The following is a 22,837-nucleotide window of genomic DNA, read 5'->3' as shown; positions in this document are numbered from 1 at the left end:
AACGCCCGGCGGAACCGCCGGGCGAGGTGGCCTGAGACCAGGCTGGGGAAGGAAACCTATCCGGTGGTCACCACCTGTCCGGGCCTTTCTCGGCGAAGGAGCGAACGAGGAAGTCGATGAAGGCGCGCACCTTGGGCTGGGTGAACCGGCCCGGCGGGTAGACGGCGTAGATGCCCTGCGTCTCGGTGGGCAGTTCGGGCATGGCGTCCATGACCTGGCCCGTTTCCAGCGCTTCCGCGTAGAGGAACGAGGGCAGGTAGGCGATGCCGAGACCCGCGATGGCCGCGTTCAGCAGCGACTGCCCGTCGTTCACCGACAACCAGCCGGCGGTGCGGACCTGGCGCTTTTCGCCCGAGGGGGCGGTCAGCTTCCAGACATTGCCCGAGGCCTGCGAGGAATAGTGCAGGAGCTTGTGTTCGTTCAGATCGTCGATCTTGGTGGGCCGGCCATATTTCTCGAAATAGGTGGGCGCCGCGATCATGCGCTTGGAGGTCTCGGTCAGCTTTCTGGCGCGCAGCGTGCTGTCCTCGAGTTCGCCGATGCGGATGGCCATGTCGAAGCCTTCCGAGATCAGTTCCACGTAGCGGTTGTTCAGCACCATGTTCACGGTGATGTCCGGGAACTCGGCCAGGAATTCGCCCAGCACGGGACTGAGGTGGTTCACGCCGAAATCCGTCGCCACCGAGATGCGGAGCAGGCCCGATGGCGCGGATTGCATGGAGGTGACAAGGGCGTCGGCCTCGCCGGCGTCGTTGAGCACCCGGCGGGCACGGTCATAGTAGGCCAGCCCGATCTCGGTCGGGGACACGCGACGCGTGGTCCGGTTCAGAAGACGTGCGCCCAGTCGCGCCTCGAGCGAGGAGACGTGCTTGGACACGGCGGATTTCGAGATCCCCATCTTCTTGGCCGCGTCGGTGAAACCACCTTGATCCACGACCGTCGCGAAAGCTTCCATCTCTGTCAGACGGTCCATTGAACTAACCTTTCTGCCTGTAGCTTCTGTCTGCCTTGGCATCGGGTTATCGGGGGGAAATTGGGCGCAATCCGGGCGCGCCATCGTCAATTGAGGGGTAAAGTCAGGATCGTTTAGCGACCGGAAACAGGGAAACACCCCGTTTCCCGCCATATTGTGGAGAATTCAGGCGGTTTCGACGCAATGTCGCCGGAAAGCCCGCTTGAGCAGGTCCAGTTCTTCACGCAGTAGGTCGATCTCGGCCTGCATTGTTTCATTGGCGGGCTCTCCCGCGATTATGGCAAGACTGTCCAGAACCTCGCCGGTATTCGCCTCGACCACCGCGATTGTCTGGATCCCGTCGCTGATCGCCGAGGCCGGAACGTCGAAGATCAGCCGCCAGGTGCCGTCGCCCATGGGCGTGACCGAAAGATCCTCGACCGCCCGGTCGCGGACCCTTGCCGCAACGCCAGGGCGGATGCCCTCGGGCACGTCCGAGATGACGCCCTCGTAGCGGCCGTTGACGAGGCGGGTCTTGGTGACGGTCAGAACGCTCATCCGGGGGTCCTTCAGAATTCCGCGCGAGGGCAGCGCGCCAGTGTCAGGTCGCGGATCTCGATCTGGTTCATATCCGGCCTCTCGAAGATCAGGTCGATCCAGGCCTTTTCAAGCCGCTTCTCGTTGAGCTCGGAGTAGGCGAGGTCGAATTCCACCATCTTCTCCTCTCCCTCGGCCGGCAGCTCCCGCACGATCTGTTCGGTGTTGGGTCCATGCAGGATGTTGAGCCGCGCGAAGATCTCGAGCGGCTTTTCCAGCGCGACCGAGAGGGACAAGCGGATCAGATGACGTCTTTCGAGCCCCTTCAGCGCCTCGGGTGGGAGTTCGGCGACGAGCGAGAGGAACGAGCCTTCGAAGGAAAAGACCTCGAGGCGCAGGCCGAATGGCGCGAGATCCGCCTCGCGCGTGTTGCGCACCTGCCGCAGCGAAAGTTCGGACCGGATGCAGTCGTGATGCACCGAAACCTGATCGTCGATCTGCGACGTGCCGTCGACCGAGGCCATGCCGCGGCGTGCGAGCGGAGCGCGCCAGAGCGAAGGCCGCCATGACCAATCCGTGCCGTGGGGGACGGGGAAGACGTCCGAACCGATTGCCGGCAGGGCCAGCCGGGCTTCGGCTTCGCGCAGGGCCTCGTCTATGCGGCTCCGGAGGGCGTGGGCCCGGGTGCGCCTTGCGCGGAGTTGGGCGAAACTCATGGTCCTGGCATTCCGGGCCTCGGCCGACCAGCGACGCAGCTCGCGATGCGCGATCAGCCGCTCCAGAAGTGAGGAAATGACATTTGCCATCGCTGCCTGTGTCGTCTTGCGTGCTGCCGGTCTTGTCGCCGTTGCCGAGTGTATGACACGGAACCTGTTCGATCCATAACGTGAATGAGACCCGGGCGGTGATTTTGGGCGCCTGACCCCTATTCGCTGGCGCTGCGGATGTTCCGGGCCAGCGCAAGCAGCAGATCGCGCCCCTCACGTCCCGCACCAGATCCGTCCTGCATGCTGTATGCGGCCAGCCCGACGGCGTGGCCCTTGAGGTGCATGACGCCCCGCCAATGCACCGGATCGGCCTGCTTGGTCGCGGTTTCGCCGCCACGCGACAGCTGAACCACCCGGATCCCGTCGATCATGGAATCATAAAGCAGCGTCGCGGGGCCGAAGGTCGATGCGATCTGCCCGCCCGTGGGAAGCTGCGCATCGGGCGTCGTCCGCACGACCGTGACCGTCAGGAAGGACAGGGACGATATGCCCGCGATCGCATCGCGCCGCAGCAAGTCGCATTGCGCGACGAGCGCGAAGTGCCTCTCGCCCCGGACGCGGAGCGAGGTCCGGTCGATGCAGAAACCCGCCGGGCCCTGTACCACGATCTCGCCGTCGTCGAAGGCCACGGCTTCGAGCGCGGAGGCCGCGGGCGGACCGAAGAGACCGGGGGCGCCGGTCTCGTCGCACGCCGCAAGCAGCAGCATTGCCAGGCCGCCGAGCAGGGCCGGGAGCGCCCTGGCTCTGCGCCCGGCCTCGGTTCGATCAGAGATCGGCATAGATATGTTTCTCGGCCTTGCCGCCGGGATGGGTGACAGCGCCGAGATAGGTCTTGCCGACCAGCTGCGCATATTTCCAGAGCGCGCCCGAGGCGTAGATCGTCTCGCGAGGGCCCGTCCAGTCGGCCTTGCGCGCCTCGAGTTCGGCCTCGGAGAGGTCGACCTCGATCGAACCCTCGATGGCGTCGATGGTGATCATGTCGCCGTTCTTGAGCATCGCGATCGGGCCGCCATGCGCTGCCTCGGGGCCGACATGGCCAACGCAGAAGCCGCGCGTCGCGCCGGAAAAGCGGCCGTCGGTGATCAGCGCGACCTTCTTGCCCATGCCCTGGCCGGACAGGGCGGCGGTGGTGGCCAGCATCTCGCGCATGCCGGGACCGCCCGCGGGGCCCTCGTTGCGGATGACGATGACCTCGCCTTCCTCGTATTCCCGTTTCTGCACGGCGGCAAAGGCGTCTTCCTCGCATTCGAAGACCCGGGCGGGGCCGGTGAACTTCTGATCCTCGGCCGAAATGCCCGCGACCTTCACGATGGCGCCTTCGGGGGCGAGGTTGCCCTTGAGGCCCACCACGCCGCCGGTCTTGGTGATCGGCGTCTCGATCGGATAGATCACCTTGCCGTCGGCCTTGCGGGTGACGGTGTCGAGTTCCTCGCCGATGGTCTTGCCCGAGGCCGTGACGCAGTCCTCGTGGATCAGGCCGGCCTTGCGCAGTTCGTTCATCACCACCGGGATGCCGCCGACGTCGAACAGGTCCTTGGCCACGTGGTCGCCGCCCGGCTTGAGGTTCACGAAATAGGGTGTGTCGCGGAAGATCTCGCAGACGTCATCAAGGTGAAAGTCGATGCCGGCCTCGTGCGCGATCGCGGGCAGGTGCAGGCCGGCGTTGGTCGAGCCGCCGGTGCAGGCCACGACGCGCGCGGCGTTTTCCAGCGACTTGCGGGTGACGACATCGCGGGCGCGGATGTTCTTCTCGATCAGGTTCATGACCGCGCGGCCCGAGGCCTCGCCGTACTGGTCGCGGCTCTCGTAGGGCGCAGGCATGCCGGAGGAGTTGAGCAGCGCCAGCCCGATCGCCTCGGAGACGCAGGCCATGGTATTGGCGGTGAACTGGCCGCCGCAGGCGCCGGAGGAGGGGCAGGCCACCCGTTCCAGCATGTCGAGCGCAGCGTCCGACAACTCCTTGTTCTGGTGACGGCCGACCGCTTCGAACATGTCCTGCACGGTCAGGTCGCGGGTGCGGAAGTCCTCGGGGATCTCGTCGACCTGCGGTGCCTTGCCGGGCAGGATCGAACCGCCGTAGATGAAGACCGAGGGCACGTTCAGACGTACCATGGCCATCATCATGCCGGGCAGGGACTTGTCGCAGCCCGCCAGTCCGACGATCGCGTCGTAGCAGTGGCCGCGCATGGTCAGCTCCACCGTGTCGGCGATGGCCTCGCGCGAGGCGAGGGAGGATCGCATCCCCTCGTGGCCCATGGCGATGCCGTCGGTGACGGTGATGGTGGTGAATTCGCGCGGCGTGCCTTCGCGCGCCTTCACGCCCAGCTTGACGGCCTGCGCCTGGCGGTTCAGCGCGATGTTGCAGGGCGCGGCCTCGTTCCAGCAGGTCGCCACGCCGACGAGCGGCTGGTGGATCTCTTCTTCGGAAATCCCCATGGCATAGAGGTAGGAGCGGTGCGGCGCGCGCTCGGGTCCTTCGGTGACGTATCGGCTGGGCAGCCGGGATTTGTCGAATTTCGTCATCTATGCCTCCCCGGAATGACTGGCTGGAACGGGGATAAATGACGCCACGGGGGCAGACAAGGCCGATTGCGGTGCGGTGCGGGCGCGGATAGCGTCGCCGCCATGCAGTACGACGGGCAGCAGAACCTCTCCGACCGGGCGCGGCCGAGCGCCGAGATCTGGCGCACCGTCATGGGAACCGCGCTGATCGTCGCGCTCAGTTTCGTGATGATGACCCTGTGGATCATGATCCAGGGGGCGCTGTCCGACCGGTACGGCATTGCGGCGTTCCAGCCCGGGGCCACGCCGACGGGGCTGATCTGGACGCTGTCGACCTTTCTTTGCCCGCTGCTGGCCATGGCGCTGGTGATGCACGGGGCGCACAGGCGGAGCCTCTGGTCGCTCTTCGGACCGGCCGACATGCTGCGGCGCCAGTTTCCGCGTATTCTCGGGGTGCAGACGCTGGTCGTCGCGCTCGCCCTGTTGCTGCCGGCACCGGACGGGCTCCGGGTGGAACAGCACCTGGCGCTCGCGCGCTGGCTGTCCTGGCTGCCGCTGGCGCTGCTCATGCTGGCCGTCCAGGTCGCGGCCGAAGAGGTGGTGTTCCGCGGCTATCTGCAATCGCAACTGGCCGCGCGGTTCCGGTCGCCGCTGATCTGGATCGTGATGCCGGCGGCGCTGTTTGCGGTGCTGCACCTCGATCCGACGGCCGATGGCAACCGCTGGCCGATCGTCGGCGTCACCTTCCTCTTTGCCCTGGCGGCCGGCGATCTGACGGCACGGGCCGGAACGCTCGCGCCCGCGCTGGCCCTGCATTTCGTCAACAACTTCGCCTCGCTGATGGTCGTGGGGGCGGCCGGGCAGATGGAGGGGATGGCGCTGTATGTCTTTCCCGTGGACATGTCCGATCCCGCGCTCCGGCCGAGCTTCGTGCTCGAGGCGCTGCTGATCCTGATCGCCTGGCTGGCCGCGCGGATCGTGCTGAGGCGCTAGGGTGGCGGCTTACGATCCGCACGAGGGTTTCGTCGCACCGGCCCGGCCCGCATCGGCGCTGATCCAGACGGCGGCGGGGTTTCTTGCCATCGAGTTTCTCTTCGGCCTGGGACGCAGCGGTCTGGTCTGGATTGCCGCCGGGATCTCGCCCGGGTTCGCACAGGTGCTGGTCGCGCGGGCCACGGGCGCAGCGATCCTGATCGACCTCTTCAGCTTTGCCCTGCTGGCGGCGCTGGTCATCTGGGTGGCGCGGCGCAATCACGACAGGGGGGCGCGCAGCCTGATCGGACCGTCGGCGCTGGCGCGGCAGGATTTCCCCCGCGCGCTCGGCGGCGCGCTTCTAATTCTGCTCGCCATCGAACTCGTTCTGTTCGCCCCGGCCGAGAGCGGCGCGGACATGCAATCGCTGCCCGGCTGGCTTCTGCTGCTTCCGGTCTCGGCGGCCGCCCTCCTGGTCCAGACCGGGGCGGAAGAGCTGTTCTATCGCGGCTATCTCCAGCAGCAGCTGGCGGCGCGGTTTTCCCAGCGGTGGATATGGCTGGTGGTGCCGAACCTGATCTTCGCTTCGGTTCACTGGTACGCCGACCAGGGTCATGCCGCCTCGGTCCGCTATGTCGTCTGGGCCTTCTTCTTCGGGCTTGCGGCCAGCGATCTCGTGGCGCGCAGCGGCAGTCTGGGCGCAGCGGTCGGGTTCCACATGGCGAACAACATCTTCGCCTTCCTGGTGGTGGGCGAGGCCGGGGCGCCGGACAGCGGCCTGGCGCTCTTTCTCTTGCCGCCGCGCGTCGTGCCGGGCGAGGGTGCCGCCGCACCGGCCGAGCCGATCCTCGGGCTCGCGATCGGGGTGGATCTCTTTCTGGTCCTGCTGCTCTGGCTGGCGGTGCGGGTGGCGATCAGGCGCTGATTGCATTTCGCCGGCCCACGCCCTATCTGGAGGGCCAGCGCAACCGCCCGGAAAGCGACATGAACTGGATCAACAACTACGTCCGGCCCCGGATCAACTCGATCTTTTCCCGCCGCGAAGTTCCCGAGAACCTCTGGTCCAAATGCAGCGAATGCGGGACGATGCTGTTCCACCGCGAGTTGTCGGATAACCTGAATGTCTGCACCTCGTGCGGGCATCACATGGCCATTTCGCCGCGTAACCGCTTCAAGGCGCTGTTCGACGGCGGTGTCTTCATCGAGGTAAAGGTGCCCGAGCCGGTGCACGACCCGCTGCATTTCCGCGACCAGAAACGCTATCCCGACCGGATGAAGGCGGCGCAGCGCGACACCGGGGAGCACGAGGCGATGCTGGTGGCCGAGGGCGAGATCGGCCAGACGCCGGTCGTCGCGGCCGCCCAGGACTTTGCCTTCATGGGCGGGTCGATGGGGATGTATGTCGGCAATGCCATTATCGCGGCGGCGGAACGGGCGGTCGCGATGAAACGGCCGCTGATCCTGTTCTCCGCGGCCGGTGGCGCGCGGATGCAGGAGGGGATCCTGTCGCTGATGCAGATGCCGCGTACCACCGTGGCGGTACAGATGCTGAAAGAGGCGGGCCTGCCCTATATCGTCGTGCTGACACATCCGACCACCGGCGGTGTCACGGCGTCCTACGCCATGCTCGGCGATGTGCATATCGCCGAACCCAATGCGCTGATCTGCTTTGCCGGCCCGCGCGTGATCGAACAAACCATCCGCGAGAAACTGCCGGAAGGGTTCCAGCGGGCTGAATACCTGCTGGACCACGGGATGCTGGACCGGGTGACGCCCCGCACCGAGTTGCGGGAAGAGCTGATCACCATCACCCGTATGCTCCTGGGGCTGCCTCCGGCGGTGAAGGGCAGCCTGCCCCGGCCCGATCCCGAGCCCGAGGCGCTGCCCGATCCGGCCGCGCCCGATCCGGAGGCCAAGGAGTGACCAAGCCGGGGTCGGACCTCATCCTGGACAGGATGATGGCGCTGCATCCCAAGGTGATCGACCTGGTGCTCGACCGCGTCTGGCGGCTGCTCGCGGCGCTGGACGATCCGCAGGATCGCCTGCCGCCGGTCATCCACGTCGCGGGAACGAACGGCAAGGGGTCGACCCTCGCCATGATCCGCGCGGGGCTCGAAGGGGCCGGGGGCCGCGTCCATGCCTACACCTCGCCGCATCTGGCCCGTTTTCACGAACGCATCCGCCTGGCGGGAGAGCTGATCTCGGAGCCCGACCTGCAGGCCGTTCTGGACGAATGCCTGGCGGCCAATGGGGATCACCCGATCACCTATTTCGAGATCACGACCTGCGCGGCGCTGCTGGCCTTTTCCCGGGTGCCGGCGGAGTACACGCTGCTCGAGGTCGGACTGGGCGGGCGGCTGGACGCAACCAATGTGGTCGCGGCGCCGGCGGTGACGGTGATCACGCCTATCTCGATCGACCATACCCAGTTTCTCGGTGACACGGTCGAGGCGATTGCCGGGGAAAAGGCCGGGATCATCAAGCGGGGCGTCCCCTGCGTGGTCGGACCCCAGACCGAGGCCGCGCTCGCCGTGATCGAGGCGCGGGCCGCGCGGCTCGGCGCGCCGCTCCTGGTGCAGGGGCAGCATTGGCATGTCTGGACCGAACGCGGCCGCCTGATCTTTCAGGACGAGACCGGTCTGCTGGACCTTCCGATGCCGGTGCTGCCGGGTGCGCACCAGATCGAGAACGCCGGCGCCGCTCTGGCCGTGCTGCGCCTTTTGCAAAAGGACGAAACCGCCTGCGAGGCGGCGATGACCGGCGCCAACTGGCCGGCGCGGATGCAGAGGCTGGTGAGGGGGCCGCTGATCGAGACTGCGCCGCAGGCCGAGCTCTGGCTCGACGGGGGGCACAACCCTTCGGCGGGCGAGGCGCTTGGCCGCCATCTGGCCGATCTGCCACAGCGACCAACCTATCTGGTCTGCGGCATGCTCAATACCAAGGACGTGCGCGGCTATCTGCGCCCGCTCGCGCCGCATGTGACACAACTGAGCGCCGTGACCATCCGGGATGAGCCGAACACGCTGCCCGCGGCCGAGACCGCCGCGGCGGCGCGGGATGTCGGCATGGCAGCGCGAGAGTGCGAGAGCGTCGAAGCCGCCCTGGCCGAGATCGTGGCGCGCGAGCCCCGGGCGCGCGTATTGATCTGCGGGTCGCTCTATCTGGCGGGGCAGGTGCTGCGCGAGAACGGGTGAAACCGGGAAGCTGATTCGCGGAACGATGCAGCGAACCGCGAGCGTGACGAAAATCTTACAGAAGCGAATCACTTTGGGTTGACTGATTCGCGGCGATTCGCCTAATGTGAATGCAGCAGCACAGGCAGTTCAGCCACTCCAATTCTTACCTAATTCAGTCGGTTCAGGGCCGGTCGCGCCGGTTTCTGACGGACACAGGTGGCGGGCAAGAGATCTGCGGGCAGTAAAAATCGGGGGCCGGTCAACGGCCCCCTTTCACGTGGCCCGACCCCATCCCCGTAACCTTTTCCGCACTCCGCCACCAAGCGGATCACCCGTCCGAGGCCGCGCCCTTGCCCCAGTCCGCATCCTGCATCTCGCGCAGGCGGCTGGCGGTCCGTTCGAATTCGAAGACGCCTTCCCCCTCGACGTAGAGCGACTCGGGCTGGTCCGCGGCCGAACAGATCAGACGCACCCGCGCCTCGTAGAGCGCGTCGATCAGGGTGACGAAACGCTTGGCCTCGTTGAAGTTCGAACGGCCGAGGCAGGGGATGTTCTCGAGGATCAGCACCCGCACCGCCTCGGCAATGGCGAGATAGTCGCCCGGGCCCAGCATCTGGCCGCAGATGTCGTGGAACGACGCCCGTCCGACGCCGTTGCGAAAGGCGGGTATCTCGACCTTGCGGCCCTTGACGGTGAGGACCAGCGGTTCGGCCGAGCCGCCGGTCAGGTCCTGCCAGATCGCCTCGATCGCCTCGCGCGCCTCGGCGTCGGCGGGGGTGAAATAGACCTGCCCGCCGGAAAGCCGGTTCTGGCGATAATCCGTCTCGCTCGCCAGTTCATGCACCACCATCCGCTGCTTGATGAGGTCGATGAAAGGCAGGAAAAGCTGGCGGTTCAGCCCGTTCTTGTAGAGATCGTCCGGCACGCGGTTCGACGTGGTCACGATCACCACGCCCCGATCCATCAGGGCCTCGAACAGCCGGCCGACGATCATCGCGTCGGCGATGTCGGTAATATGCATCTCGTCGAAGGCGAGCACGCGCAGACCTTCGGCCACCTCTTCGACCACGGGGGCGAGGCTGTCTTCGATGCCGGCCTTGCGGGCCTCGTGCAGACCGTTCTGCACCTCTTGCATGAAGGCATGGAAATGCACGCGCCGGACGGGCACCTCGAGGCTCTCGACGAAGAGGTCCATCAGCATGGACTTGCCGCGCCCGACGCCACCCCAGATGTACAGCCCCTTGGGCGGTTCGGGGGATTTGCGGAAGAAGCCGCGCTTCTCCGACATGGCCTCGATCCCGGTCAGGATGCGGTCGAATTCGGGCAGGACGGCTTCCTGCGCCGGGTCGGGGTGCAGGTCGCCGCTGGCGATGCGGGCGTCGTAGAGGTCGCGCATGACGTTGCTCATGACGCCTGTTACCCCGCCGCCCCGACGGGGAAAAGAGCAGCGGTGCAAATGCGGGCCTTCACAAAGACTGATTTGCTCCCCGGGCAATAATTGGAGAATGTGCCGCGTGTCTTCCGGAGCCGCCGCCATGATCCAGTCCGCCCGCCTGATGAATCCGGTCCTGCTGGTCGGCTGCATCATCATCCTCGTGAGCTTTGCGATCCGCGCCTCGTTCGGCGTGTTCCAGATCCCTATCGCGGACGAGTTCGGCTGGGCGCGGGCCGAGTTCTCGCTGGCCATCGCGATCCAGAACCTCGCCTGGGGGATCGGCCAGCCGATATTCGGCGCCTTCGCCGAGAAGCTGGGCGACCGGCGGGCCATCGTTCTGGGTGCGATCGTCTATGCCGCTGGGCTCGTGGCTTCGTCCTTCGCGGTCACGCCGGGGGCGCATCACCTGCTCGAGATCCTCGTCGGGTTCGGCATCGCCGGCACCGGGTTCGGCGTGATCCTGGCCGTGGTGGGGCGGGCCGCCTCGGACGAGAACCGGTCGATGTCGCTGGCCATCGCCACGGCCGCGGGCAGCGCCGGCCAGGTCTTCGGCGCACCGCTGGCCGAATGGCTGCTGACCCGGATGCCCTGGCAGGGTGTCTTCGTGGTCTTCGCGGTGATGATCCTCTCGGTCATCCTGCTGCTGCCCTTCATGCGGGCCCCGGTGACGGCCGGCCGGACGGAACTGGAGGAGAGCCTGGGGCAGATCCTGCTCCGCGCCGCCAGGGACCCGTCGTTCACGCTGATCTTCCTGGGCTTCTTTTCCTGCGGGTATCAGCTGGGCTTCATCACCGCGCATTTTCCCGCCTTCGTGACCGAGATGTGCGGGCCGATCCTGCCGGGGGGCGTGCTGCACAACATCGGCATCACCACGACCTCGGCGCTCGGCGCGGTGGCGATCTCGCTGATCGGCCTCGCCAATATCGCCGGGACGCTCGCGGCGGGGTGGCTGGGCAACCGCTATGCCAAGAAATACCTGCTCGCCGGGATCTACACCCTGCGCACGATCACCGCGGCGGCCTTCATCCTGATGCCCATCACGCCGGTCAGCGTGATCGTCTTCTCGCTGGTCATGGGCGGGCTGTGGCTGGCGACGGTGCCGCTGACCTCGGGCCTCGTCGCGCATATCTACGGGCTGCGCTACATGGGAACGCTCTACGGCATCGTCTTCTTCTCGCACCAGCTTGGCAGTTTCCTGGGCGTTTGGCTGGGCGGGCGGCTCTACGATACGCACGGCGATTACACGCTCGTGTGGTGGATCGGGGTCGGGATCGGAGCCTTTTCGGCGCTGGTGCATCTGCCGGTCCGGGAGAACCGGGCGCCGGCTGCCGTCATGGCGGCGTGATCATTCCATCCCGTCCTTGAATGCGTCGACGATCTCGTCCGGATGGGTAAGCGGCAGCCAGTGGTTGGCGCCCGCGACCTGGGTCTGGACGGCCGCACGGTTCCATTGCGTCAGCCGGCCCATGCCCGACAGGGGGATCACGTCGTCCTCGGTCGCCCAGATGGCAAGGATGTGCAGGTCCTCGCGGGCCAGCTTGCGATGTTCGCGCTCGAGATCGTCCCGCAGCATGTGCCGCAGCGACGAAAGGACAGCCGGGATGAACCCCTTCCAGTCAAGCTGCGCGGCCTGACCGTGTGCCGCCTCGGCCTGAAGCGGGTTCGTGCGCGCCAGCGCTGTGGCCGCCTGCCTGTGGCGGCGGGGGAAGAGCGTCAGGGCCAGCCAGTCGCCGACGGGGGAATGGTCGCGGATCGTCCGGACAAAGCCGGTCGGGAAGCCGCCGAAGCCGGCCGGGGCGATCAGGACAAGCTGGCGCAGGCGTTCGGGATGCCGGGCGGCAAAGGCGGCCGCGATGGCGCCGCCCATGGAATAGCCGAAGAGGGTGATGTCGTCGGTCAGCCGCTGATCGGCCAGCAGGTCTTCGAGCTGCCGGACGAAGAAGGCGTCCTCCTGTTCGCCCGCCGGACGGTCCGAATACCCCCGCCCGAAGAGATCGTAGACGAGTACCCGAAAGCCTATCAGGGCGAGACGGCGGGCCAGGGGATCCCAGACGAACGAGGGGGTGGTCAGGCCGTGGACGCAGACCACGACCGGACCCGTCTCGCCCCCGTACCAGCGGTAATGGGTGATGCCCTGGCTCAGTTCCGCAAAATGTCCCGGGGCCTCGACGCGCGCCTGGTCGTCCATTTTCGGGCGCCGGTGCTCGACCCAGAACGGCAGCAGGACCACCGCCGCCAGCGCGAGACCCGCGACGACCAGCACGGTGTCGATCATCGCGCGGCCTGCCAGGCCGACAGGATATGCCGCGCCGTCATCAGGTCGAGATGCGCGCCGCCGCCGTTCTTGAACAGGGTGATCTCGTCCGGGCCGCGCCGGAAGTCGGAGAGTTGGTAATAGTCGGCAAGGATGTCGTCCTCGGAGATGACGCCCCGTTCCAGCGGGATCGCGATCTCGCCGATGTGGTGGAGGGTCGTGTCCCGGCTGTCGACGAAGATCCGCGCGCGCTTCAGAGTCTCGTCGTCGGCTTCGCGCATGTCGGGCTTGAACGCGCCGATCAGGTCGACGTGCTGGCCGGGCCTCAGCCACTCGCCTCTCAGGACGGAAACGCCGCCGGAGGTGGCGCAGGCGACGATATCGGCCTCGCCGACCGCCCGGGCCAGATCGGTCACGGCCCGCGTGTTCGCGTGGTGGGAGGCAAGATGCTCGGCCCGGGACGTCGTCCGGTTCCAGATGGAAAACTCCGCTCCGGGGAACACCGCACCATAGGCCTCGCGCAGGCTCTGCGCGACGGTGCCTGCTCCGATGATCAGGATACGGGCGCTGTCGGGCCGGGCCAGACGCCGCGCGGCCAGCAGGCTGTCGGCGGCCGTCTTCCACTTGGTGACGAGGTGGAAGTCGATCATCGCCTCGAGCGTGCCGTCGGTGTCCGACAGAAGGCTCATCATGCCGTTGACCGTCTCGTGCCCCCGGTCGGGGTTGCCGGGGAAGATGGTCGCCGCCTTGATCGCGATTCCCAGCCCGTCGATCCAGGCGGATCGGGTCAACAGCGTGTCGCCGCCGCGATAGAGAAAGCTGTCCGCGACCTCGGCCCGGGGCAGGTCGTGGCCGGCGGCAAGGGCATCGGTCAGCGCGATCCAGTCCAGGACGGCCTCGCCCGCGTCAAAACTGATGACCGGCGCGCTCATGCGGCCTGCTCGCGCGCGAGAAGCCCCTCGGACACCAGCCGGTCGGCCCAGCCCTGCGGCCCCCGGAACAGGTGGGTCTGCCACCCGCGGGAGGACGCCATGGCGATGTTGTCGGCGCGGTCGTCGGTGAAGAGCAACGCCTCGGGCGGAAGGCCGCAATCCTCCTCGACCATGCGGTAGAATGCGGGATCCGGCTTGATGACGCCCTTGTGGCCCGAGATGTAGCGGCGATCGAATTCGCCCAGGAAGTCGTAGGCCGTCTCGGCTTGTGCGAAGGTGTCGATGCCGAAATTGCTCAGCGCGAAGACGGGGACGCCATTCGCGCGGAGCCTCCGCAACAGGCGGACCGACTGGTCGATCGCCGGCGAGGCCATTTCGATCCAGCGGTCGTGCCAGAGCCGGATAGCCTCGCCATGATCGGGATGCGCCTCTGCCGTGTCATGGACCGTCCGGCGGAAATCCTCGCCCCGGTCCACGCGGTCGTTCATGCCGTGCAGGTCGACCTGCTCGAACAGCGCCTTGCGGCGCTCCTCTCCGATCTCGGCGTCGTAGAACTGCTCGGGGTTCCATTCGATGAGGACGTTCCCGATGTCGAAGATGACCGCCTGGATACCCATTCACCTGCCCTGACTGTCCCGCCTTGCCGCCCGGATCTCACGTTCGAGCGCGTCCAGAAAACGGGAGCGGTCGGTTTTTGTAAAGCCCTTGCCAGCCCCGCGCGCAAACGGATCGGCGGCGCGGATGTCGGTCATCAGGTCCCGCATGGCGAGCTGCGCGCCGATGTTGACCGCTGTCAATTTTTCCCCGTTGTGACGCAGGACCCGCGCCCCCGCCTCGACGCAGCGCGCGGCCAGCGGCATGTCCGAGGTCACGACCACATCGCCCCGCCCCGCCGTCTCCGCGATCCACTTGTCGGCCTCGTCCGGGCCCTCGGCGACGATCACCACCTCGACCAGGGGGTTGGCCGAGGGGCGCAGACCGCCGTTGCACACCAGCTTCATCGGCACCTTGTTGCGGGACGCGACCCGCTCGGCCTCGGCCTTGACGGGGCAGGCGTCGGCGTCGATGAAGAGCGTGGTCACGCGTAGAGCGCCTCGGCATGGAAGGCGACGTGCTCCTCCATGAAGCTCGAGACGAAGAAGTAGCTGTGGTCGTAACCCGGCTGCATCCGGAAGGTGATAGGCTGGCGGCGTTTCGCGGCTGCTTCGGCCAGTGTCTCGGGGCGCAGCAGGTCGAGGAAATTGTCGGCCGTGCCGGTGTCGGTCAGCACGGGGCCGTCGAACCCCTTCTCGGCCATCAGGACCGAGGCGTCATGGGCCCGCCAGGCAGTTTCGTCGTCCCCGAGGTAGGCGGTGAACTGGGCGCGGCCCCAATCTCCGCCCGTCGGGTTGCAGATCGGCGAGAAGGCCGAGACCGAGCGGTAGCGGCCCGGCAGCGACATGGCGAGGGTCAGGGCGCCGTGGCCGCCCATGGAATGGCCGGTGATCGACTGCCGGTCGGGGTCGATGGCGAATTCCGAGGTCAGCAGCGCGGGAAGCTCATCGGCCACGTAATCCCACATGCGGAAATGTGGCGCCCAGGGGTCTTGGGTGGCGTTGACGTAGAAGCCCGCGCCCTTGCCGAGGTCGAAGGCCTTGTCATCGGCCACGTCCTCGCCGCGCGGCGAGGTGTCGGGAAAGCAGAGCGCGATCCCCTGTTCGGCGGCCCATTGCTGGGCGCCGGCCTTGGTCATGGCGTTCTCATGCGTGCAGGTCAGCCCCGAGAGGTACCACAGGATCGGCACCGGGCCCTCGCGCGCCTCCTCCGGCAGGAACAGGCCGAAGGTCATGTCGCAGGCGGTCGAGGTGGCGGCATGCCTGTAGACGCCCTGGGTGCCGCCGAAGCAGCGGTTTTCAGAAAGGGTCTCCATTCAACGGCCCTCCGGGTTGACGGTCAGGATTTCCGACAGCGGTTTCTTGCGCTTCGCCGCGGCGGGAACGGTCGCCCCGGCGGCCGCGTGGCCGACGGCGAGGATCATGAGGGGTTTCTCGTGATCCGGCCGGCCGCAGATTTCCGTGAGGAACCTCATCGGGTTGGGCGTGTGCGTGAGGCAGTAGAGGCCGGCGTGATGCAGCGCCGCGATCAGAAACCCGGTGGCAATACCCGTGCTTTCAGGCACGTAGTAGTTCTTGTAGCGCTCTCCGTCCGGGTTCACCCCGTAGCGCTGTGCGAAGATCACGATCAGCCAGGGTGCGATTTCGAGGTGCGGCTTCGAGATGCCGGTCCCGATCGGCTCGAGCGCCTGAAGCCACGCGTCGCTGGCGCCGCCGGAATAGAACCGTGCTTCCTCGTCCTCGGCGGCCGCGCGGATGCGGGCCTTGAGACCGGGATCGGAAATCGCCACGAAATGCCAGGGCTGGTGGTTGGCGCCCGAAGGCGCCAGTCCGGCGGTCGCGATCGCGGCCTCGATGACCTCGCGGTCGACCGGGCGGTCGGAGAAGTCGCGTAGGGTGTGGCGGGTCTTCATGCGATCGCGAAAGGCCTGTGCCCCTGACAGGCACTCGGCCTGCGTGACCTCCTGCCGGTCGGGGAGGGGGAGCGGCTGGTAGGCGATCCTGTCCTTGGAATACATGGGCTGTCTCCTCGCCTCGCTTGTCCCTGACATGGCGCTGGCGGTCAAGGCCGGGCAGGGGGGCTTCGCCCCCGCCGCCTGCGGCGTCTCCCCCAGGATATTTGCAAGACCAAAGAAGGATGGCGCGCGCATGATCTTCTTTGGTCCCGAAAATATCCCGGGGGGAGTCCGAAGGACGGGGGGCAGCGCCCCCCTGCCGCGGGCTGGTTGTTGCCGACGTTTGGTGCCCCAGCCCGCATGATCGCGGCTGAAGAGAGGCCCCTGCCTTTCAAGATGACGGTTTCGTGCGCATCTCGCTCCGCCCGTTTCCCTTGCGCGCGTGCAGTCCGGACACCAGGTCGGACGCATCGTGTCCGGCCAGGCCTTTGCTTGCCGGATGTGAACCGTGCGGTCTAGACTGTCAGGACCTGTCAGGGAGGAGGGGTCATGGGTGTCACTCGCCCCATCATGCGGAACGGGCGCAAATTCGCGCAGGTGCTCGACGGGGCTCGGGCGGTGTTTCTCTCCGAGGGGTTCGAGGGGGCGAATGTCGACGACATCGCGCGCGCCGCCGGGGTCTCGAAGGCGACGCTCTACAGCTATTTTCCCGACAAGCGGGTGTTGTTCATGGAAGTCGCCCGTGGCGAATGCCAGCGGCAGGCCGAGGCCGCGATGCAGCTCGTGCGGCCCGATCTGCCGCCGCGTGACCTGCTGCTGTCCGGCGCCCGGCAGATCGTCGACTTCTTCAATTCGCCCATGTCGTTGTCGATCTTCCGGATGTGCGTCGCCGAATCCGAACGGTTCCCGGAGATGGCCCGCGAATTCTACCGCAACGGGCCGATGATCGCGCGGGACATGCTTGCGGATTACCTGCGCTGCGCCACCCAGAGCGGCGTCCTGAAGGTCGAGGACCCGGTGCTGGCGGCGGATCAGTTCGCCGAACTTTGCAAGGCCGGGATCTTCACCCAGAGACTGTTCGGCGTCGCCGAGGAGCTTTCCGAGGACTGGTGCGAGACCGTCGCGCGGTCGGCCGTGGACATGTTCCTGGCTCGGTACGGTGTCGCGGACTAGTCCAGTCGGCGGACCATGAGCTGGTTGCCGGGGCCGCGCCGGGTCTCGAGCACCTTCAGGTCCGCGACGAGATCGGAGAGCTTGCGCTTGCCATAGGAGCGGGTGTCGAAATCCGGGCTTTCCGCGGTGAGATACTGGCCGAGCTGCCCCATGGTGACCCATTCGTCGTCGGTGTCGATCTTGTCCATCGCGCGCAGGATCAGGGGCTGGGCCTCGACCGGCTTCATCTTGTCGGCGGGCTTGGCCTTGTCCTTCTGGCCGGCGGGCTCCTCGACGATGTTCTCGATCAGGATGAAGCGGTTGCAGACGTTGCGCAGGCTTTCGGGGGCCTTGGATTCGCCGATGCCGATGACGTCGAGACCCTGTTCCCGCACGCGGTTGGCGAGCGCCGTGAAATCGCTGTCGGAAGAGACCAGGACGAAGCCGTCGAAGCGGCCGGTGTGCAGGATGTCCATGGCGTCGATCACCAGGCCGATGTCGCTGGCGTTCTTGCCCTTGGTGTTGGCGGTTTCCTGATGTGCGACCAGCCCCAGTTCGCGGACCTGTTCGGTCCAGGGGCGCAGACGCTCGGCGCCCCAGTCGCCATAGACGCGGCGCAGGGCCGGTTCGCCGAAGCTGGTGATCTCCTTCAGGATGGCCTGGGCGAAGCGGGCGGGAATGTTGTCGGCGTCGATGAGTACGGCGTAGAGCGGTCTGGTTTCGGGCATGGGGCCTCCTGTCGGGCGCAGTTACCGCGATTCCGGGTGCGGCGAAAGGGTCAGCCTGCGGGGCTGCGCGCCTCGATGCGGCGCAGGTGGGTCGTGATCGCCTGGGCCAGGTGGTCATAGACGACGCGTATGCGGCGCGCGCTGTGCAGTTCGCGATGGGTGACCAGCCAGATCGGGTAGCGGAAGGCCACCTCGCGCGGGAAGAGCAGTTCGACGTCCGGCGTGGTGAGGCCGAGGTCGGCCGTCATCACTCCGATCCCCAACCCCGCGCGCACCATCTCCCACATGGCCAGCCCGTTGTCGGTGCGGTAGCGGATATTCCGTGCGGCGACGGGGATGCCGAATTCGCCCAGCGTCCGGCCCATCCGGTTGACGTCGAGAAAGCCGACGAAGTCGTGGGTCGCCAGGTCGCTGCGGGAGGCCGGACGGCCCCTGCGGTCGAGATAGGCGGGTGCGGCGTAGAGATGTCCCGTACCTTCGCCCAGCAGGCGGGCGGTCAGGGCGGGCTCGGTCGGGCGGACGTGGCGGATTGCTATGTCGGCCTCGCGACGTGACAGGTCCCGCAGGTCGTTCGAGGCGACCACTTCGATCTCGATCTCGGGGGCGATGCGGGACAGTTCGGCGATGATCGGCGGCAGGAGCGTGACCGAGAAGACGTCGCTGGCCGTGATGCCGACCGTGCCGCGCAGGGCCTGGCTCTGGCCGCTGGCGGTCAGGGGGACGCGGGCGGCCGCCTCGGCCATCTCGCGCACGTGGGAGAGCAGTTCCCGGCCCGCCTCGGTCAGGATCAGGCCGCGGCCCGCCCGGTCGAAGAGGGCCACGCCCAGCTGGTCCTCGAGGGCGGCGACCTGGCGTCCGAGGGTCGGCTGCGTCTGGCCCAGTTCGCGCGCCGCCGCCGATAGGGATCCCAACTCCGCCGTCGCCAGAAAGGCGCGGGCCTGGTTCCAGTCGAAGGATGCGGCGGGCCAATTCATGCGTTTTCGTATATCATCGTTGCAATTTGCGGCAATTCCTATGTGATGCGGGCATGGGTATGGTCTGCCAGTAGGATGACCTTTTGCGGATTGGATGACCGATGAATGCCGAAGCCTTCTGGGATGGCGTGGCCAAGAGCTATGCCGAGCGGCCGATACAGAACACCGACCAGCACGAGAGGACCGTGGCGCGCGCCGCCTCGTATCTCGGGCCCGACGCGCGGGTGCTGGAGGTCGGCTGCGGCACGGGCACCATCGCGCTGAAGCTCGCCCCCCATGCGGCCGTGGTGCTTGCCACCGACCTGAGCGGCGCGTTGCTGGACATCGCGCGCCAGCGGGCAGCCGACGCCGGCGTGGAGAACGTGGGTTTCGCCCGGCACGCGGTCGACGATCTGCCGGAAGGCGGGTTCGACGCGGTGATGTCGTTCAACGTGGTGCATCTGATCGAGGACATGGATGGCGCGCTCGGGGCGATGGCATCGCGTGTCCGGCCGGGCGGTGTGCTGGTGCTCAAGACCGGCTGCCTTGCCGAGAACTGGACGGGGCGTCTGTTGCGGCCGGTGATCGGCGCGATGCGCCTGGTGGGGAAGGCGCCCTTCGTCGCGTTTCGCCGGGTGGCCGAGGTCGAGGCGGCGGTCGAGCGGCAGGGGCTGCGGATCGTCGAGGCCGAGAACATGGGCGGCGCGGTGGTGACCCGGTTCCTCGTCGCGGAAAAGCCGGCCTGAGATACAAAAAGGGGGGCGGCGGAGCGCCCCCCTTCCCACATCTTCCGTCGCCCGGATTTACCCCGCCTCAAGCGGTGCGAAGTAACGGTAGTAGACGACCGGCGGCGTCCGGCTGCCTGCCGTGCCGCGGTTGCCCTCGGTCTGGTTGTCCGCCTCGGAGGTGCGGGTCGACGTGCCCGAGGTCTCCTGAGCGCTGCTGGTCGTCCCGCTCTGCCGGGTCGCGTTGCGAATCGCTTCGCGCGCGGCGTCCCAGTCGTTCGTGCCGGCGTCCGAGAATTCCTGCCGGTTGACCGTGCCGGAGGCATCGGCATCGAGCCGGTCGTATTCCATGTTCAGCACGTCGGAGATATCGTTCTGCATGGTCGAGGCCTCTGACCACTCCCGCTCGGAGATGTCGCCGCTGCGGTCTGCGTCGAACCTCTGGAACTGGCGTGCCGCACGGGCCGCGGTTTCCTCTTCGCCCATGTCGCGTACGTCCGCGTCGGTATAGCCGACCGGTGCGACGATGTAGCGGCGCAGGAGAAGCACGGCGCCATCGTCGGTGCCGGCCGAGGCCTGCTGCTGCGCGTCATGGGTGGCGCTCATGTATTCGTCCGTATCGACCGTGCCGCTGCCGTCGCGGTCGGCGGTCGCCAGATCCGGCAAGTCGGTGTTCTTGCCACCGGATTTCGCCGCGGTATCGCCGACGGCGCTGCGGGCGCTCTGGTTCATGCAGTCGACGTATTCGGCGCGGGACAACTCACCGTCGCCGTCGCTGTCGAGGGCGCCGAACATCTGTTCGCGCGCGGTGTTCAGTTCGTCGCGGGAAACCGTGCCATCGCTGTTGCTGTCGGATGACGCGAAGCCGCTCTTGCAAAGATTGTCGATGCCGGCCGTCGCCTGGACGGATGCGGAATTGCCTGCGGACGCGCTGGACGAACCTTCGGTCGCGGCGGCCACCGGACCGGCAAGCACGATCGAGGCGAGCGCGATTGCGGTTTGCGTGGTGCGGATCATGTGACTGTCCTCCTCTCGAGTCGGGTCGGGAATATCCCGGCCCTCGCCCCCTCAACAGGGACGGGCAGGCGTTGTTCCAATCTTGAAAACAAGGTGTTTCCGGTCAACTTTGCCGGACCGATCCCCTTGGCTGCGCGTTGAGGTGGACGGGCTGAGGAAACATGAATGCCGCGGCGGCAGGACCGGCGACGGGCAGGCGCATGGCCTGCCCGAGGGGCTCAGTAGGTGACGACCGAGCGGATCGATTCCCCCGCGTGCATGAGGTCGAACCCCTTGTTGATGTCGTCCAGCGACAGGGTGTGGGTGATCATCGGGTCGATCTCGATCTTGCCGTCCATGTACCAGTCGACGATCTTCGGCACGTCCGTGCGGCCGCGCGCGCCACCGAAGGCGGTGCCTTTCCAGACCCGTCCCGTGACCAGCTGGAAGGGGCGGGTGGCGATCTCGGCCCCGGCGGGCGCCACTCCGATGATGATCGATTCGCCCCAGCCCCGGTGCGCGCATTCCAGCGCCTGACGCATCACCGAGACGTTGCCGGTGCAGTCGAAGGTATAGTCCGCCCCGCCGATCAGGTCGCCGCGCCGCTTGGTGAGGTTCACGAGATAGGGAACGATGTCCTCGTCCAGTTCCTTCGGATTGACGAAGTGGGTCATGCCGAAGCGCTCGGCCATTTCCTTCTTCGAAGGGTTGATGTCGACGCCGATGATCATGTCGGCCCCCGCCAGCCGCAGGCCCTGGATCACGTTCAGACCGATGCCGCCCAGACCGAAGACCACGGCCGTCGAGCCGATTTCCACCTTGGCGGTGTTGATCACCGCACCGATGCCGGTGGTCACGCCGCAGCCGATATAGCAGATCTTGTCGAAGGGCGCGTCCTCGCGCACCTTGGCCAGCGCGATCTCGGGCAGGACGGTGTGGTTCGAGAAGGTCGAGCAACCCATGTAGTGCAGGATCGGGTCGCCATCGAGCGTGGTGAAGCGCGAGGTGCCGTCGGGCATCACGCCCTGGCCTTGCGTCGCGCGGATCGAGGTGCAGAGGTTGGTCTTCTGCGAGGTGCAGGAATAGCATTCGCGGCATTCAGGCGTGTAGAGCGGGATCACGTGGTCGCCCGGCTTGACACTGGTCACGCCCGCGCCGACCTCCATCACCACGCCCGCGCCCTCGTGGCCGAGGATGGCGGGGAACAGCCCCTCGGGATCGGCGCCGGACAGGGTGAATTCGTCGGTGTGGCAGATGCCGGTGGCCTTCACCTCGACCAGGACCTCTCCGGCCTTCGGCCCGTCGAGGTTCACCTCCATGACTCCCAGCGGTTTTCCGGCTTGAGTGGCGACGGCGGCCTTGGTGCGCATCGGATGCTCCCTTGTTCGGTTTCGGGCAGCTTGGGCGACTTTCCGCGAAGGATCAACGGACAAGCTTGCAGTTGCGTGTGCGGCCCCTACCTCGGGGGCATGAAAAGGTTTCTGCTTCTCCCTGCGCTCATCCTGCCTCTCGCCGCCTGCCAGATGGCGGACGAAGGCGCTTCTTCCGGGGCCGAAAACGACCTCTGTTCCGCCTCGGCCCACCAGGATCTCGTGGGTGCGGATCGTGCTGCCGTCGCGGCGGCCGGGCTGGAACCGGGGCCGAAGACGCGGATCATCGGTCCGGGCCATGCCGTGACGATGGATTTCCGCGTAGACCGGATCAATGTCGAACTGGACGAGAACGACCGCGTCATCCGCGTCTATTGCGGATAGGCCATCGCCGCCCGGGCGGTCAGAGGCGGTAGGGCCTGTGGCACCCGCGGCAGGCCGCGCCGATCTCCTGCAGGCCGCGCTGAACACCTTCTGCCGACGCCGGGTCCAGTTGCCGGGCCGCGTCTTCCAGGGCCGAGGCGCGGGCGGTGAAGTCCTCCCAGTCGTCCCAGATCTCGCGTCTGGATTCGGACTTCGGATCGTCGGCGGGATCGCGGAAGGCATCGGGAATATCGCCGGAAAGGGCGATCAGCCTGTTGCGCGCCGCTTCGGCCTGTTCGGGAGAGTGGCTTCCGGGCTGGCGGGCCATGCCGCCGAGGATCCCGGTGGCCTGCTTGATCTCCTCCATCAGCGACATGCGGGCCATGACCTGCGGGTCCTGGACACCTTGGTGGGCAAGTGCCGCCGAGGCGGTCAGGCACAGGATCAGTGCGAAATGGCGGGCGGTCATCGGTGCTCCTTGTCTTGGCTGTGTCTCATGTCTTGGCTTCTCCCTTAGACACGAAACGGGGGAGGG

General features: G+C 67.0%; 25 protein-coding genes. 8 read left to right on the top strand and 17 right to left on the bottom strand.

The window, feature by feature from the left end; genetic code table 11:
- Positions 1–67 precede the first annotated feature (67 nt).
- The 5 genes from OB2597_RS14765 to ilvD all read right to left on the bottom strand — a co-directional run bounded on the left by OB2597_RS14765 (position 68) and on the right by ilvD (position 4,779).
- Positions 68–973, bottom strand: a complete 906-nt coding sequence (locus tag OB2597_RS14765; RefSeq protein ID WP_009806398.1) for a LysR family transcriptional regulator — start codon at positions 971–973, stop codon at positions 68–70.
- 165 nt (positions 974–1,138) lie between these two features.
- Positions 1,139–1,510, bottom strand: a complete 372-nt coding sequence (locus tag OB2597_RS14760) for a hypothetical protein (RefSeq protein ID WP_009806397.1) — start codon at positions 1,508–1,510, stop codon at positions 1,139–1,141.
- A gap of 11 nt (positions 1,511–1,521) precedes the next feature.
- Positions 1,522–2,295 carry a DUF6478 family protein gene (locus tag OB2597_RS14755; protein ID WP_009806396.1) on the bottom strand — a complete coding sequence of 258 codons (774 nt, stop codon included), beginning with the start codon at positions 2,293–2,295 and terminating at the stop codon, positions 1,522–1,524.
- A gap of 119 nt (positions 2,296–2,414) precedes the next feature.
- Complete coding sequence (locus tag OB2597_RS14750; protein ID WP_009806395.1) at positions 2,415–3,035, bottom strand: hypothetical protein; 621 nt, start codon at positions 3,033–3,035, stop codon at positions 2,415–2,417.
- The gene (gene ilvD, locus OB2597_RS14745) at positions 3,022–4,779 is read right to left on the bottom strand and encodes a dihydroxy-acid dehydratase (protein WP_009806394.1); all 1,758 of its coding nucleotides are present in this window, start codon (positions 4,777–4,779) and stop codon (positions 3,022–3,024) included. Before ilvD ends, OB2597_RS14750 begins: the two co-directional genes overlap by 14 nt.
- A gap of 102 nt (positions 4,780–4,881) precedes the next feature.
- Between ilvD and OB2597_RS14740 the strand changes: the two genes are divergently transcribed.
- Genes OB2597_RS14740 through OB2597_RS14725 form a run of 4 tightly spaced genes read left to right on the top strand, consistent with a single transcriptional unit; the run spans position 4,882 to position 8,924 of the window.
- A complete protein-coding gene (locus OB2597_RS14740) occupies positions 4,882–5,751 on the top strand; it encodes a CPBP family intramembrane glutamic endopeptidase (RefSeq protein ID WP_009806393.1) in 870 nt (289 codons plus the stop codon).
- A 1-nt stretch (position 5,752) separates the two neighbouring features.
- Complete coding sequence (locus OB2597_RS14735; RefSeq protein WP_009806392.1) at positions 5,753–6,655, top strand: CPBP family intramembrane glutamic endopeptidase; 903 nt, start codon at positions 5,753–5,755, stop codon at positions 6,653–6,655.
- Between the two features lie 59 nt (positions 6,656–6,714).
- A complete protein-coding gene (gene accD / locus OB2597_RS14730) occupies positions 6,715–7,653 on the top strand; it encodes an acetyl-CoA carboxylase, carboxyltransferase subunit beta (RefSeq protein WP_009806391.1) in 939 nt (312 codons plus the stop codon).
- Positions 7,650–8,924, top strand: a complete 1,275-nt coding sequence (locus OB2597_RS14725; protein ID WP_009806390.1) for a bifunctional folylpolyglutamate synthase/dihydrofolate synthase — start codon at positions 7,650–7,652, stop codon at positions 8,922–8,924. The genes accD and OB2597_RS14725 overlap by 4 nt, the downstream gene beginning before the upstream one ends.
- Positions 8,925–9,234: 310 nt before the next feature.
- Here the strand turns inward: OB2597_RS14725 and zapE are convergent, their stop codons facing one another.
- The gene (gene zapE, locus OB2597_RS14720) at positions 9,235–10,314 is read right to left on the bottom strand and encodes a cell division protein ZapE (RefSeq protein WP_009806389.1); all 1,080 of its coding nucleotides are present in this window, start codon (positions 10,312–10,314) and stop codon (positions 9,235–9,237) included.
- A gap of 127 nt (positions 10,315–10,441) precedes the next feature.
- On the opposite strand from zapE, the gene OB2597_RS14715 reads away from it, so the two are divergent.
- Entirely contained in the window at positions 10,442–11,686 is a 1,245-nt protein-coding gene (locus tag OB2597_RS14715) for an MFS transporter (RefSeq protein WP_009806388.1), read from the top strand.
- Here the strand turns inward: OB2597_RS14715 and OB2597_RS14710 are convergent, their stop codons facing one another.
- The 6 genes from OB2597_RS14710 to OB2597_RS14685 are packed head-to-tail and all read right to left on the bottom strand — an operon-like array spanning position 11,687 to position 16,138.
- Positions 11,687–12,616 (bottom strand): alpha/beta fold hydrolase, encoded by a 930-nt coding sequence (locus tag OB2597_RS14710; RefSeq protein WP_009806387.1) that lies wholly within the window; start codon positions 12,614–12,616, stop codon positions 11,687–11,689.
- Entirely contained in the window at positions 12,613–13,527 is a 915-nt protein-coding gene (locus tag OB2597_RS14705) for an ornithine cyclodeaminase family protein (protein ID WP_009806386.1), read from the bottom strand. Before OB2597_RS14705 ends, OB2597_RS14710 begins: the two co-directional genes overlap by 4 nt.
- A complete protein-coding gene (locus OB2597_RS14700) occupies positions 13,524–14,144 on the bottom strand; it encodes an HAD family hydrolase (RefSeq protein ID WP_009806385.1) in 621 nt (206 codons plus the stop codon). Before OB2597_RS14700 ends, OB2597_RS14705 begins: the two co-directional genes overlap by 4 nt.
- A complete protein-coding gene (locus OB2597_RS14695; protein WP_009806384.1) occupies positions 14,145–14,609 on the bottom strand; it encodes a YaiI/YqxD family protein in 465 nt (154 codons plus the stop codon).
- Complete coding sequence (gene fghA / locus OB2597_RS14690; protein WP_009806383.1) at positions 14,606–15,436, bottom strand: S-formylglutathione hydrolase; 831 nt, start codon at positions 15,434–15,436, stop codon at positions 14,606–14,608. The genes OB2597_RS14695 and fghA overlap by 4 nt, the downstream gene beginning before the upstream one ends.
- Positions 15,437–16,138: a nitroreductase family protein gene (locus tag OB2597_RS14685; protein WP_009806382.1), complete on the bottom strand. Its 702-nt coding sequence runs from the start codon at positions 16,136–16,138 to the stop codon at positions 15,437–15,439.
- 426 nt (positions 16,139–16,564) lie between these two features.
- Between OB2597_RS14685 and OB2597_RS14680 the strand changes: the two genes are divergently transcribed.
- The gene (locus tag OB2597_RS14680; protein WP_040609367.1) at positions 16,565–17,188 is read left to right on the top strand and encodes a TetR/AcrR family transcriptional regulator; all 624 of its coding nucleotides are present in this window, start codon (positions 16,565–16,567) and stop codon (positions 17,186–17,188) included.
- Here OB2597_RS14680 and OB2597_RS14675 read toward each other — a convergent pair.
- Complete coding sequence (locus OB2597_RS14675; protein WP_009806380.1) at positions 17,185–17,895, bottom strand: NYN domain-containing protein; 711 nt, start codon at positions 17,893–17,895, stop codon at positions 17,185–17,187. The genes OB2597_RS14680 and OB2597_RS14675 overlap by 4 nt on opposite strands.
- A 50-nt stretch (positions 17,896–17,945) precedes the next feature.
- Positions 17,946–18,869, bottom strand: coding sequence for a LysR family transcriptional regulator (locus OB2597_RS14670; RefSeq protein ID WP_009806379.1), 924 nt, complete (start codon positions 18,867–18,869; stop codon positions 17,946–17,948).
- A gap of 101 nt (positions 18,870–18,970) precedes the next feature.
- Here OB2597_RS14670 and OB2597_RS14665 point away from each other — a divergent pair, with 101 nt between their 5' ends.
- The gene (locus OB2597_RS14665) at positions 18,971–19,594 is read left to right on the top strand and encodes a class I SAM-dependent methyltransferase (protein ID WP_009806378.1); all 624 of its coding nucleotides are present in this window, start codon (positions 18,971–18,973) and stop codon (positions 19,592–19,594) included.
- A 57-nt stretch (positions 19,595–19,651) separates the two neighbouring features.
- Here OB2597_RS14665 and OB2597_RS14660 read toward each other — a convergent pair whose 3' ends face one another.
- Positions 19,652–20,590 (bottom strand): EF-hand domain-containing protein, encoded by a 939-nt coding sequence (locus OB2597_RS14660; RefSeq protein WP_009806377.1) that lies wholly within the window; start codon positions 20,588–20,590, stop codon positions 19,652–19,654.
- Between the two features lie 218 nt (positions 20,591–20,808).
- Complete coding sequence (locus OB2597_RS14655; protein WP_009806376.1) at positions 20,809–21,939, bottom strand: S-(hydroxymethyl)glutathione dehydrogenase/class III alcohol dehydrogenase; 1,131 nt, start codon at positions 21,937–21,939, stop codon at positions 20,809–20,811.
- 99 nt (positions 21,940–22,038) lie between these two features.
- On the opposite strand from OB2597_RS14655, the gene OB2597_RS14650 reads away from it, so the two are divergent.
- Positions 22,039–22,323, top strand: coding sequence for an I78 family peptidase inhibitor (locus OB2597_RS14650; protein WP_009806375.1), 285 nt, complete (start codon positions 22,039–22,041; stop codon positions 22,321–22,323).
- Positions 22,324–22,342: 19 nt separating this feature from the next.
- Here OB2597_RS14650 and OB2597_RS21030 read toward each other — a convergent pair whose 3' ends face one another.
- A complete protein-coding gene (locus tag OB2597_RS21030; protein WP_009806374.1) occupies positions 22,343–22,771 on the bottom strand; it encodes a c-type cytochrome in 429 nt (142 codons plus the stop codon).
- Positions 22,772–22,837 lie beyond the last annotated feature (66 nt).

The organism is Pseudooceanicola batsensis HTCC2597, assembly GCF_000152725.1.
Classification (GTDB): Bacteria; Pseudomonadota; Alphaproteobacteria; order Rhodobacterales; family Rhodobacteraceae; genus Pseudooceanicola; species Pseudooceanicola batsensis.
The sequence above is the reverse complement of the archived record's forward strand: the minus strand, read 5'-3'. Positions and strand labels throughout refer to the sequence as shown.